This window comes from Ornithinimicrobium humiphilum (assembly GCF_006716885.1).
GTDB classification, from domain to species: domain Bacteria; phylum Actinomycetota; class Actinomycetes; order Actinomycetales; family Dermatophilaceae; genus Ornithinicoccus; species Ornithinicoccus humiphilus.
Genome location: NZ_VFPU01000001.1, coordinates 1,310,864 through 1,322,911 on the forward strand (window position 1 = coordinate 1,310,864; position 12,048 = coordinate 1,322,911).

Genomic DNA, 12,048 nt, shown 5'->3' on the forward strand with positions numbered 1-12,048 from the left:
TCAGACCTTCGCCTTGCGGTAGCCCGCGGCGACCGCGGCGGCCTCGGTGCGGAAGCAGTCCTCCGGCTTGGTGGCGTCGTAGTAACGCTGGTAGGGCATGTGGTAGATCCCCGAGTTCGCGTTGCCCTTGATCGGGGCCCACGACGGGCAGTTCCAGCTGCTGATCGGCGCCGTGCGGGTCGGGTAGGTCACCGCGGCGGTCGCGCGCGAGGTGCGCGAGACCGTCGGGTAGCCCGACTTCTTGCCCGTGACCTTGACCGTGATGGTCTGGCCGGCGCGGCTGGCGGAGAGCTTCAGCGACGACGACGTGGCGCCGCTGATGGCCTTGCCGTTGGCGTACCACTGGTAGGTGAACGCCGTGCCCGAGGACCAGCCGGAGCCGCGGTTGGCCTTGAGGGTGTAGGTCACCTTCGGGGTGCCGGAGATCGTCGGCGTCGGCGCGACCTGCACGCGCGCGGTGGCGGCCGAGGTCTTGGTGACGTTGGCGTAGCCGGTCTTCTTGCCGGTCACCTTCACGGTGATGCGCTTGTCGCGCATCGTGGTGGGGACCTTGTAGGTCTTGCCGGTGGCCCCGGAGATGGCGGCGCCGTCGGCGTACCAGCGGTAGGAGAGCGTGGTGCCGGAGGTCCAGGTGCCGGGCTTCGCCGTGAGGGTGCTGCCCGCGACTGCCGTCCCCGAGACGGTGGGGACCGGGGCGGTCGGGACCGGCGGCAGCGTCACGGCCGCGGTGGCCGCGGAGGCCCGCGTCACCGTGGGGTGGCCGGTCTTCTTGCCGGTGACCTTGACGACGAGCTTCTTGCCCTTCATCGAGGTCGGGACCGTGTAGGTCTTGCCGGTGGCGCCGGAGATCGCGGTGCCGTCGGCGTACCAGCGGTAGGTCAGCGTGGTGCCGGTGGTCCAGGTGCCCGGCGCCGCCGTGAGCGTGCGCCCGGCGACCGGGGTGCCGGAGATCTTCGGCGTCGGGGCGAGCATCACCTTCAGCGTCGCCGCGGAGACCTTGGCGACCGAGGTGTGACCGTCCTTGCGGCCGGTGACCTTGACGGTGATCTTCTTGCCGGACTGACCGTTACCGGGCTTGAAGGTGGAGGAGGTGGCCCCGGAGATCGCGGCGCCGTCGGCGAACCACTGGTAGCCCAGCGTGGCGCCGGTGGTCCAGGCCCCGGGTGCGGCGGTCAGGGTGGAGCCGGAGACGGCGGTGCCGGTGATGGTGGGCGTGGCCCACTTCATCACACGCAGGCTCGGGGCGGAGGTGCGCACGACCGTCTGGTGGCCCGCCTTGGTGCCGGTGACCCGCACGGTGATGGCCTTGCCGGCCTGGGTCGCCGTGGGCGCGTAGATGGCCGAGGTCGCCCCGGAGATCGCGGCGCCGTCGGCGAACCACTGGTAGGTGTAGGCGGTGCCCGCGGTCCAGGCGCCCGGCTGCGCGGTCAGGGTGGCCCCGACCGACGCGGTGCCCTTGACGACCGGGGTGCCGGCGAGGGCCACACGGACGGGGGCGGCGGCGGTGACGACGACCGGCTCGGTCTCGTCCGGTGCCGGTCCCGTGACCTCGACCGAGAGCAGCGCGCCCTCGAGCGTGGCGTCGATGGTCAGCGAGGAGCCGGTGGCCCCGTCGAGCACGGCCTGGTCCGCCGCCCACTGGTAGGACAGCTCGGTGCCCTCCGGCCACCCGTCCGTGAGGACGGAGACGGTCTCGCCCACGGCGAGAAGGCCGTCGATCGAGGCGGTGGACACGGCAGCGGTGGAGGCCGAGGTCACCCCGGCCGAGGCCCTGGGCGTGGCCAGGGCGGGCGCCACGGCCAGCGGGCCGAGCGCGACGGCCGCCACGAGGGCGGCCGCGAGGGAGGCACGACGACGTGCAGGAAGCATGCAGGTGTTCCGTTCTTCGCAAAGATGGCCGGGACGAACCGGTGCGCCGTCGTCGATCCCCCATGGACACGACCAGGCCCCCGTCTGCGGGCCGGTCACGACGACGTCGCAGCACCTGAATGATGCGGTGCGGGAAGGGTGTCGTCAAGCATGCGTGAGCGACCTCACGCCCCCCGCTCCGGGCGGGCGGCGGACCCCCGTGCGCCGCCCGCCCCGGAAGCAGGTTGTTGCGGCGCCGTTGCCGCAACGAGAGGGAAATCTAGCGGGCGACCGGACCCCGTGGAAGGGGTGAGCCACGCCCTGTCCCACCGGGGCCGTTCAACTTCCTGAACGGGCGTGCCGGCCGTTCACGCGGGCCGCCCCGTGGTCGCGCACCCGGCGCACCGCCGTCGGGGTCAGCCCGCCGCCGAGCGGAGCCGCTCCAGCAGCGGCTCCGCGCACTCCTCCAGGAAGCGGTCCTGCGTCTCGCCACCGATCTGGACGAGGGCGATGTCGGTGAAGCCGGCCTCCCAGTAGGGGCGCACCGCCTCGACGATCGCGTCGAGGTCGGGGCCGCAGGGGATCTGCTCCGCGACGTCCTCGGGGCGGACGAACTGCGTGGCACCGGCGAAGCCGGCCGTCGTCGGCAGGTCGGCGTTGACCGCCCAGCCGCCGGCGAACCAGCGGAACTGGTCGTGGGCGCGCGCCACGGCGGCCTTCTCGTCGGGGTCCCAGGAGATCGGGATCTGGCCCACCGCGCGGGCCTTCCGCCCGACCTGCGGCGCGCCCTTCGTGCCGTTCCACGTCTGGATCAGGTCGGCGGAGGGCTCGGTCGCGATCATGTGGTCGGCGAGCGGCGCCAGCGTGCTGATCGCCTCCTCCCCGCCGACGGCCACCGCGAGGTCGACGCCCTCGTCGGGCAGGTCCCAGATGCGGGCGGAGGGCACGTCGTAGTACTCGCCCTGGTGCTCCACGAGCTCCCCGGTGTGCAGCTGGCGGATGATGTCGATCGCCTCGGCGAGCATCGCCTGCCGGGTCTGCACGGTGGGCCAGCCCCGGCCGACGACGTGCTCGTTGAGGTTCTCGCCGCTGCCCACGCCCAGGGTGAAGCGGCCGTCGGCGAGCAGCTGCAGCGTCGCGGCCTTCTGCGCGACCACGGCCGGGTGGTAGCGCATGGTCGGGCAGGTCACGTAGGTCATCAGGCCCACGCGCTCGGTGGCGTGCGCGACCGCGCCGAGCACGCTCCAGGCGTAGGGGGAGTGTCCCTGCGCCGCCAGCCAGGGGAAGTAGTGGTCGCTGCTGACCTCGAAGTCGAAGCCGCGCTCCTCGGCGGCCACCGCATACCGGACCAGGTCCTTGGGACCGGCCTGCTCTGTCATCAACGTGTAGCCGAACCGGATGTCGCTCATCGCCCCATGGTGTGCGGCGGGGCAGCGTCGCGCTCCCCGAAGCGGCGGCGGCGTTGACACCGCGGCCCCGGTGCTGCCAGCGTCAGCGCGTGAGGTTCTCGATCGACCCCCTGTCGGGGGAGCCGCCCTTCGCCCAGCTGCGCCAGCAGGTGCTGGACCGGGTCGGCGACGGCACGCTGGCCCCCGGCGACCGGCTGCCGCCGGTGCGCAACCTCGCCACCGAGCTCGGCATCGCCGCCAACACCGTCGCCCGGGCCTACCGCGAGCTCGAGGCCGACGGGGTGCTCGAGGGCCGCGGCCGCACCGGCACCTTCGTGCGCGCCACCGTGACCGACGGCCGGATCGCGCTCGCGGCCGCCTCCGCCCGTGCGGCGGCGGAGCGCTACGCCGAGACGACCCGGTCCCTCGGGCTCAGCCCGGAGCAGGCGCTCGCCGTGGTCCGGCAGGCGCTGGAGGCCTGAGCCAGGGCTGACGGACGACCCTCGAGGGGGTGCGCGGCGGGGCGACGTGTGGAAGGTTGGTGCCGACCCCGACGCGAGAAGGAGACCTGCGTGGACATCAGTGACAACGGACCGAACCCCAACGCCTTCGACATCGAGACGGCGACCCGCGAGAACAGCACCTACCGCACCGTCGCCTGGACCGGGAAGTACCTCCAGGTGACCCTCATGTCGATCCCGCCGGGGGAGTCGATCGGTCTCGAGGTGCACCCCGAGACCGACCAGTTCCTGCGCCTGGACGCCGGCCGGGGCCGCTGCGTCATGGGGCCGTCCAAGGACGAGCTGACCTTCCAGCAGGAGGTCGAGGACGGCTGGGCGATCCAGGTCCCGGCGGGCACCTGGCACGACGTGATCAACACCGGCGACGAGCCGGTGCGGCTGTATGCCGTCTACGCCCCGGTGCACCACGCGCCCGGCATCGTGCAGCCCACGGCCGAGGACGCCGAGCGCGACGAGGAGTCGGGCAAGGACGTGCCGCCGGAGTGGTCGGTCCAGCCGGACGGGTCGGCGGAGGACCAGCACGGCTGACGGGTCGCCCCGCTACGGCCGGACGATCGTCACGCCGGGCGGGGTGGGTCCGCCCATGGCGACGAGGGCCTCGGGGGCCTCGTCGAGGGTGATCGTGCGGCCGAGGAAGAGCTCGGGACGCAGGCGGCCGCTCGCCACGTCCTCGAGCATGCGCGGGTAGTCGATCGCGGGCATGCCGTGGCTGCCCAGGACCTGCAGCTCGCGGCCGATGACCGTGTGCATCGGCACCGTGGCGCGGTCGCCCACGACCGCCGGCGGCAGCAGCCCGACCTGGACGTGCCGGCCGCGGACGGCCAGGGACCGGGCACCGGCAGCGGCGGTCGCGATGCTGCCGAGGGCGTCCACGGCCACCTGGACCCCGGCGGGGAAGAGCGCCCGGACCTGGTCTGCGCTGTCGCCCGCCGACGCGTCGACCACGTGCGCGGCGCCGACGGTGCGCGCCAGCGCGAGCGCCTCGGCGCTGACGTCGACCGCGACCACCGTGGCGCCCAGCGACGCCGCGACCATCACGGCCGCGAGCCCCACGCCGCCGCAGCCGAGGACCGCGACCGTCTCGCCGTCGACCACCCGGCCGACGTCGGCCACGGCGCGGTAGGCGGTCGCGAAGCGGCAGCCCAGGCCGGCGGCGACGTCGAGGCCGATCTGCTCCGGCAGCGGCACGACGTTGGCGTCGGCCCACGGGACGGCGACCAGCTCGGCGAAGGACCCCGGCCCGCTGAAGCCCGGCTGCCACTGGGACGGGCAGACGTGGGCGAGGCCGGCACGGCATACCTCGCAGGTGCCGCACCCGCAGACGAAGGGGACGACGACGCGGTCGCCGACCGCCACGCGCGTGACGTCCTCGCCGACCTCGTGCACGGTGCCGGCGAACTCGTGCCCGGGGGTGTGCGGCAGCGTGCGGATGTCGTCGTCGTGGCCCTGCCAGCCGTGCCAGTCGGAGCGGCAGACGCCGGTGGCCCCGACGCGGATCACGACCCCGCCCGGCTCGGCGCGGGGCACCGGCACCTCGGTCACGTAGGGCTGCGCGCCGAAGGCGTCGTAGCGCACGGCCCGCATCAGCTCACTCGAAGAGGGCACCGAGGCCGCCCTTCCCGGTCTTCTCGCCCGCGCCGGTGTCCCGGCTCTCGGCCGGCTGCACGAGCACGTGGCCGTTGCCGGTGAAGGCCATCTGCACCGTCTCGCCGGTGCCGCCGCGCAGCAGCGAGCCCAGGCCGCCGGTGTCGACGCGCACGTCCATCCGGACGCCGGCGGTCCACAGCACGACCGCGTGGGCGTCGGCGTAGGTCGGCGCCTCGGCGACGTCGAGCGCGACCGGCTCGCCGCGGGTCGTGACGGCGACGTAGCCGGACCCGCGCAGCGACACGTTGAACATGCCCCCGGCCAGGGCCCCGCCGCGCGCGGAGACGCGGTGGATGTCCCACTCGATCGAGGAGCTGAAGGCCAGCACGTTGGCGCCGTTGACGGAGACCATGTCGTGGTCGAGGTAGATCACCTGGACGTCGGCGGCGTCGTCGGCCAGGAAGAGCTCGCCCTGACCGGTCGCCTCCATGAGCGGCACGCCCTCGCCCGTGAAGGCGGACTTGAGCATGCGCTCCATGCTGCCCGAGCCGCGGTTGGCGAAGCGCACGTCGCCCTGGTAGGCCACCATCGAGCCCAGCCGCGCCCAGACCGGGCCGTAGTCCATGCGGACCTTGAGCAGCTTGGAGTTCTGCCGGGTGAACTGGTCGCGGGACTCCGCCTCGCGGAAGTCCTCGAACAGCGAGCCGTGGATCGCCATCGTGCCTCCTCGTGTCGCACCGTCGCGGCGGGTCTGCCCCGCTTCGGGCACACCCTACGACGGGCCCCTGCGCACCGACTGACCTGGGGTGATGGACCAGCGACGCGTCAGGCGGGCAGGGCCGCGCCGAGCCACTCGACGAGCGGCCGCAGCCGCCGCCAGTCCTCCCGCACGCGGTCCACGAGGGCCGGCGTGGTCACGACGTCGGCGTCCTCGATCCAGCGCATCGCCGACACCGAGGTATGACGCAGCAGCTCGGCGCGCACGTGGTCGCGCGGCATCCCGCGCGGGGCGGTGCGGAGGGTCGAGCCCCCGATCTCCCAGCCCTCCTCGCCCAGCCCGTCGACGATCCGCTGCAGCGCCGCGCCGCGCGGTCCGGCGACAGCCTGCCGGTAGGCCGCCAGCCCGTCCGGCTCCAGGTGGTAGGTCCCGCCCCCGACGCGGAAGCCGTCGGCGGAGACCTCGGCGTACCAGCCCGTCCGCGGCCCCGCCCCGACGAAGGCGCCCTGGTGCGTCTTGTAGGGGGTCTTGTCCCGGGAGAAGCGCAGGTTGCGCTGCGGCCGGAAGACCTTGGGGGTGCCGAACTCCTCCTCGAGCTCGGCCACCAGCGCGGCCATCGGCTCCCTCACGTCGCGCTCGTAGCGCTCGCGGGAGGCGGCCCAGAACTCGGTGGTGTTGTCCTGCTCCAGCTCGGCGTAGAAGTCGGCGGCGGCGTGCGGGATCCCGGAGAAGCTCACGACGCGAGGGTAGAACGTGGCCCCGGGTCAGTCCTGCCCGCCGATGTCCACGGCGAACGCCTCGTAGATGAGGTCGTCGCCGCGGCGCCGGTGCTCGACGAGGCGATCGAGCAGGCGCGCGACCTCGTCGCGGAACGCCGGGACGTCGGCGATGCCGTCGCTGCCCTCCAGCAGACCGATGTAGTCCTGCAGGTCGGTGAGCAGCGTCGGGTGCTCGGCGGTGAGCTGGTCGACGGCGGAGGCCAGGCGCGGCACCGCCCGCACCCCCTGGAAGAGCCCGTCCGGACGCTCGGCGAGGTCGACGTGCTCGGCGAGGTCGCGCGCGAGCTCGACGAGCGCGGCGTGGACCCGCTGCCGCGACAGGCCGCCGGCCGAGGTGTTCGAGAGGGCGGTGCGCACGGCGGCCATCGACTCCCGCAGTTCCGCCCGGTAGGCACGGACCTGCTCCAGGTGCTGCTCGAGTCCTTCGGGGACGGCGGCCATGGTCCATGGTCGCCCGGTGACGCGTCGTCGTCCACCCTGCCCGGCGCGTCGCGACCGGTCAGTCCTCGCGGACCGCGGAGACGTCGAGCGTCAGCCGGATCGTCTCGCCCACGAGCACGCCACCGGTCTCGAGGGCGGCGTTCCAGGTCAGCCCCCAGTCCTTGCGGTCGATGCTCGTCGACCCCGAGAAGGCGGCCCGCGGGCGCCCGTCGGGGTCGAGCTCGAGGCCGGTGAGCACGAAGTCCACCGTGACCGGCCGGGTGACCTCACGCACCGACAGGTCGCCGGTCACCCGCCAGATCGCCGGCGGCACCCGCTCGACGAGGGTCGAGGTGAAGGACAGCCGCGGGTGGCGCCGGACTCCGAAGAAGTCGCTGGAGCGCAGGTGGGCGTCGCGGTCGGCGACCCCGGTGTCGACGCTGGCGGCGTCGATGACGACCTCGGCCGAGGACACCTCGGGCCGGCCCGGGTCGAGGACGCCACCGCCCTCGAAGGAGGTGAAGCGGCCGTTCACCGTGATGACCATCGCGTAGCGGGCGCTGAAGCCGAGGGTGCTCCGGTCGGGGTCGATGCGCCAGCGGCCGGCGAGCCGGTCGTCGTCGACCTCGGCCGCGGGTGCAGCGGCCCGGGCACTCTCGTCCAGGGGCCTCCGGATGAAGTCCAGGAGGCCCATGGCGGTCACGGCCCGTCGTGCACGAGCGCGGTGGCCCGGCTCTCGAAGTCGGGGTCGTCGACCTGCTCCTGGCTCAGCCCGTGGACCTCCTGGGCGTGCTGCGCGGCCTGGCCGAGCACGTCATACACCGTCTCGCCGGTGACGACCGCGTCGCAGTCGAAACCGACGTCGCTGCACCTCAGCTCCTTCACGGCGCACACCCTCCCGTCCCGACGGGACCCGCGGCCGTCGCGCCCCGTGCACCAACGGTACTGCCGACGCGCGCCGCTGACCAGCACCTACTGGTAGGAGATGAAGTCCGGCACCGGGTCCACGAGCGTCATCGTCTCCTCTGGGGAGAGGGGCCCGGGCACGTCCTCGTCGTAGAAGTTCTTCCAGCCCCAGTGCTCGACGTCCGGCGCGTTGGCGTGCAGCGCGCGCCAGGTCGCCTGCTTGTCCGGCTGCGCACCCTGGCCGTCGGCGTGGATGAGCACGGCGACCTCCGAGCGCGACCGGTCGACGGCGTTGGCCTCGGGGATCATCCGGTTCTGGAACTGGTGCAGCACGAGCACCTTCTGCGGCAGCGCGTTGTCGCGGGTCAGGTCGGCCAGCCAGGTGACGACCTGGTTGACCTCCTCCAGGCCCACGGAGCCGATCTGCTGCAGGTGCACCTGGTCGGGGCGCAGCCGCCACTCGGGGTCGAGCGCGAGGCCGACGTGGGGCAGCTCGAGCAGCTCCTGGTAGTGCTTGGCCTGCGTCAGGAAGTCGGTCCGTCCCGGCTGCAGGTCGAGCACGACGTACATCCCGTGCTCGCCGGCCAGGTCGACCAGCGGGCGCAGCTCCTCGACGGGCAGCTCGGCGGAGTAGTTGCCGTCACCGCCGGCGCTGGAGCTGGCGATCGTGGCGATGATCTCGAGCGTCGGGACCACGGGCTGGTCGGTGAGACCCTCGTAGGACGCGGCCAGCTCCTCGGCGCGCGTCACCGTCTCCTCGATCGGCTGCTCGCCGAGCACGCCCAGCGCGCCCGTGCTGGGGGTGCCGTAGAGGGCGACGTAGGTCTTGCCGGGCAGCACCAGCTGGCCGCCGCCGGGGAGCTCGACGCCGGTCGCCGCGGTGGCGGCACGCCAGGTCAGGGTCTCGGCGTCGCCGAAGGCCTCACCGAGACCGAGGAGCACCTGCGGCGCCGCGCCGGCGACCGCCTGCACGCTCTCGGCGGAGGAGCGGGGATCGCCGTCGGGGGCGCGCACGACGGTCGCGCCCGCGGCGAGGGCGGTGCCGAGCGCGGCCAGGTCGTCCTCCTCGCCGGAGGTGAGCACCGCGGTGCCGGCCACCGGCTCCGGGCGTGCGGTCGCGGGCAGGGTGTCGAGGTCGGCCTCGAGCGGGGCCGGGGGAGCCTCGGTGGCGGCTGCTCCGTCGGGCCCGGCGGTGGCCGCGTCGGTGTCGTCCGGGTCGTCGGGGTCAGCCGTGCCGTCTGGCTCCGCGGTCGAGGAGGAGGCGTCCCCGCCGTCGGCAGGGACGAGCAGCTGCGGGGCGGAGGGGTCGAAGGCGGAGAGCCCGGCAACGGCCTGGTCGGCGTCGACGGTCGTCGTGGGCACGCCCAGCAGCTCGGCCAGCTCGGCGTCGTCGCCGGGCACGACCACGTCGATCCCCGGGTCGGCGACCGCACCGAGGGCGAGGACCGCCTGCGCGCCGAGACGCTCGAGCTCCGCCGCGACCCCCTCGCCGTCGACGAGCACCGGCACGCCGAGCGCGGCCCCGGCGGAGGCGGCCTGCAGCTGCTGCTCCGGTGCGGCGAGCACGACGACCGGGGCGCTGGCGAAGAGCGCCCGCGACAGCTCGACCGAGCGCTCCGAGGCGCCGGGGCCGACGAGGACCGCGGTCTCCGCGGGGGCCGAGGTCGTCGCGACGAGCGCCTCCGGCTCCTGCGGCGCGTCGGGCTCGTCGTCACCGCCTCCGACCTCGTCCACCGGTCCGGACCGGTCGGCGACGTCGCCGCTGCCGGTGTCGCACGCCGTCAGGACGAGCAGGGCACCGACCGCGACGGCCGGGACGGGGTGGAACGACCTGCGTGTCGTGCGACGCACGCGATCTCCTCTCGCAGGGGGCCGGACCACGTACCGTAGCCCAGCCTCCTGGAACCCGCGTGGGCGTTTCCCGACGTCAGCCGACCGGCTGCGCGACCAGCCGGGCCGAGAGCTCGGTCACCGTGCGCTCGCGGGAGAGGCCGCGGTCGAGCGCTTCGTCGGCCCAGGACCCACCGATCGGCTGGACCATCACCTCGTCGACGTCGAAGGTCGCCGCGAGATCGCGCACCCCGTCGGCGACCTCGTCGGCCGTGCCCAGCAGCCAGGGGCGCGTGACCGCCGCGAAGTCCGGCTCGGGGATCGGCAGCGGCTCCTCCAGCGCCTGCTCGACGGTGAGGATCGGCCGCTGCCGCATCGGGCCGGGAGCCCGCAGGCTCGCCATCATGTGCTGGAAGGGCAGCGCCAGACGGCGGGCCTCCTCCTCGGAGTCAGCCACGACGGCGTTGACGGTGAGGAACGTCCGTGGCTCGCCCGGCCCGGCGAAGGTCGAGCGGTAGAGCTCCAGCGCCTCGGCGGTGCCGTGGCCGGAGAAGTGGTGGGCGAAGACGTAGGGCAGCCCGAGCTGGCCCGCGAGCCGCGCCGAGTAGTCGGACGAGCCGAGCAGCCAGACCGGGGGAGCGGCGACCGCGGCCGGCGTGGCGACGACCGGGTGCTGGCGCGGGCCGATCTGCACGGCCGCACCCTCGGGCGCCATGAACGCCATGACCTGCTGCACGTAGTCGGGGAAGTGCTGCACGACCTCCTGGTCGGTCGCGCCGCCGCGCAGCGCCCAGGCCGTGACCGGGTCGGTGCCGGGCGCGCGACCGATGCCGAGGTCGATGCGGCCCGGGTGGGCGGCCTCGAGCAGCGCGAACTGCTCGGCCACGGCCAGCGCCGCGTGGTTGGGCAGCATGACGCCGCCGGAGCCGACGCGGATCCGGCGGGTCGCCGCGGCCAGCATCGCGATGATGACCGGCGGGCTGGTGGAGGCGACCGACCGGCCGTTGTGGTGCTCGGCGACCCAGTAGCGACGCACGCCCGCCTCGTCGGCCTGCTGCGCCAGGGTGCGCGAGGCGGTCAGCGCCTGCCCGGTCGTCTGACCGGTGCGGACGGGGACGAGGTCGAGGACGGACAGGGCCAGGGGTGCGGACGTCATACCGCTGCCAACGCACGCAGGCCCCTGGTCCTTCCGTGGGGCCTGGACGGCCCGGCGCAGGGTCACTGCGGCAGCCACATCACGAGCATGATGAGCAGGGCGACCAGGACGATCGCCGCGGGGCCGAAGATCGGCAGCCAGCGGGTGAAGCTCGTCTCCTTGGGCAGCTGGTTGCCGGGCTGCTCGTCGTGCTGCTGCGGGTCCTGCGCGTCGTTCTGGTGGTGCTCCGGGTGCTGGGTCATGGTGCACCTCCTTCGTCCCCGCCACGCTACGGGCGCAGGTGGACCCCGGCGAGGTGACCGTGCCCGGGCACGGCAAACCTCCGGGGGATCGCCGTGCCCCGGCCGGGTGCGTCAGCCCTCGAGCGGCCAGTAGAGGTCGGTGCGCATGGTGGCCGGGTCGGCCTCGGGCGTCGGCTCGGTGACGTAGACCTCCCAGAGCGCGGCGCCGGGGCGACGACCCTGGTCGCCGATCCAGCGACCGAGCCGGTCCCAGCTCGAGGAGAGCGTGTCGTAGGGCCCGGTGTGGGTCAGCCGCGCGACCTCCCCGGCAGGGAGGGTGGTCGGCACGACGTCCTCCTCGGGCTCGACCGGCCCGGTGGTGGTGAAGCCGGCCTCGACCTCCATCGTCTCGCCGGGCATCGTCAGGTAGCGCGCGAAGGCCTCGCCGGGCTCCAGGCCCTGCTGCTCCAGGACGGAGGCGACCAGGCGGTAGGCACGGTCGAAGAGCTGCGGCAGCTCCTCCATCCGCAGGGTGGCGCGCACGACGGCGGCCGGCACCTCCTCGCGGGAGACGATCTCGGGCTCGGTGCTCTCGGGGGACTGGTCCATGCCCGCAAGTCTGGCACCGGGAGGCGTCGCGTGCCGGTCCAGCAGGACGGGCTGCATAGGGTGGG

The 12,048-nt window shown here is 74.1% G+C and carries 14 protein-coding genes; 2 read left to right on the forward strand and 12 right to left on the reverse strand.

The annotated features are described in order from the left end of the window. Together FB476_RS16645 and FB476_RS06015 are read right to left on the reverse strand one after the other, a co-directional pair. On the reverse strand, positions 1–1,869 hold the full coding sequence (locus tag FB476_RS16645) for a sunset domain-containing protein (RefSeq protein ID WP_141817977.1): 1,869 nt from the start codon (positions 1,867–1,869) through the stop codon (positions 1–3). A 395-nt stretch (positions 1,870–2,264) separates the two neighbouring features. Continuing rightward, positions 2,265–3,257 (reverse strand): LLM class F420-dependent oxidoreductase, encoded by a 993-nt coding sequence (locus FB476_RS06015; RefSeq protein WP_141817978.1) that lies wholly within the window; start codon positions 3,255–3,257, stop codon positions 2,265–2,267. 89 nt (positions 3,258–3,346) lie between these two features. On the opposite strand from FB476_RS06015, the gene FB476_RS06020 reads away from it, so the two are divergent. Further along, positions 3,347–3,718, forward strand: coding sequence for a GntR family transcriptional regulator (locus FB476_RS06020; RefSeq protein WP_141817979.1), 372 nt, complete (start codon positions 3,347–3,349; stop codon positions 3,716–3,718). A 90-nt stretch (positions 3,719–3,808) separates the two neighbouring features. Beyond that, positions 3,809–4,285, forward strand: coding sequence for a cupin domain-containing protein (locus tag FB476_RS06025; RefSeq protein ID WP_141817980.1), 477 nt, complete (start codon positions 3,809–3,811; stop codon positions 4,283–4,285). Positions 4,286–4,297: 12 nt separating this feature from the next. Here the strand turns inward: FB476_RS06025 and FB476_RS06030 are convergent, their stop codons facing one another. From FB476_RS06030 to FB476_RS06075, 10 genes are all read right to left on the reverse strand, one after another. Continuing rightward, positions 4,298–5,362, reverse strand: a complete 1,065-nt coding sequence (locus FB476_RS06030) for an alcohol dehydrogenase catalytic domain-containing protein (RefSeq protein ID WP_238329572.1) — start codon at positions 5,360–5,362, stop codon at positions 4,298–4,300. Next, positions 5,346–6,062, reverse strand: coding sequence for an AIM24 family protein (locus FB476_RS06035; protein WP_141817981.1), 717 nt, complete (start codon positions 6,060–6,062; stop codon positions 5,346–5,348). Before FB476_RS06035 ends, FB476_RS06030 begins: the two co-directional genes overlap by 17 nt. Before the next feature lie 107 nt (positions 6,063–6,169). Next, the gene (locus FB476_RS06040; RefSeq protein ID WP_141817982.1) at positions 6,170–6,799 is read right to left on the reverse strand and encodes a DUF2461 domain-containing protein; all 630 of its coding nucleotides are present in this window, start codon (positions 6,797–6,799) and stop codon (positions 6,170–6,172) included. Positions 6,800–6,826: 27 nt separating this feature from the next. After that, complete coding sequence (locus FB476_RS16385; protein ID WP_170233540.1) at positions 6,827–7,282, reverse strand: hemerythrin domain-containing protein; 456 nt, start codon at positions 7,280–7,282, stop codon at positions 6,827–6,829. A gap of 58 nt (positions 7,283–7,340) precedes the next feature. Continuing rightward, the gene (locus tag FB476_RS06050; protein WP_141819932.1) at positions 7,341–7,955 is read right to left on the reverse strand and encodes a YceI family protein; all 615 of its coding nucleotides are present in this window, start codon (positions 7,953–7,955) and stop codon (positions 7,341–7,343) included. 5 nt (positions 7,956–7,960) lie between these two features. Beyond that, positions 7,961–8,146: a DUF1059 domain-containing protein gene (locus FB476_RS06055; protein WP_141817983.1), complete on the reverse strand. Its 186-nt coding sequence runs from the start codon at positions 8,144–8,146 to the stop codon at positions 7,961–7,963. Positions 8,147–8,233: 87 nt separating this feature from the next. Beyond that, the gene (locus FB476_RS06060; RefSeq protein ID WP_141817984.1) at positions 8,234–10,018 is read right to left on the reverse strand and encodes a hypothetical protein; all 1,785 of its coding nucleotides are present in this window, start codon (positions 10,016–10,018) and stop codon (positions 8,234–8,236) included. A 76-nt stretch (positions 10,019–10,094) separates the two neighbouring features. Then, positions 10,095–11,153 (reverse strand): LLM class flavin-dependent oxidoreductase, encoded by a 1,059-nt coding sequence (locus FB476_RS06065; RefSeq protein ID WP_141817985.1) that lies wholly within the window; start codon positions 11,151–11,153, stop codon positions 10,095–10,097. A 62-nt stretch (positions 11,154–11,215) separates the two neighbouring features. Further along, entirely contained in the window at positions 11,216–11,395 is a 180-nt protein-coding gene (locus FB476_RS06070; protein WP_141817986.1) for a hypothetical protein, read from the reverse strand. Positions 11,396–11,506: 111 nt separating this feature from the next. After that, a complete protein-coding gene (locus FB476_RS06075) occupies positions 11,507–11,983 on the reverse strand; it encodes a GyrI-like domain-containing protein (RefSeq protein ID WP_170233541.1) in 477 nt (158 codons plus the stop codon). Positions 11,984–12,048 lie beyond the last annotated feature (65 nt).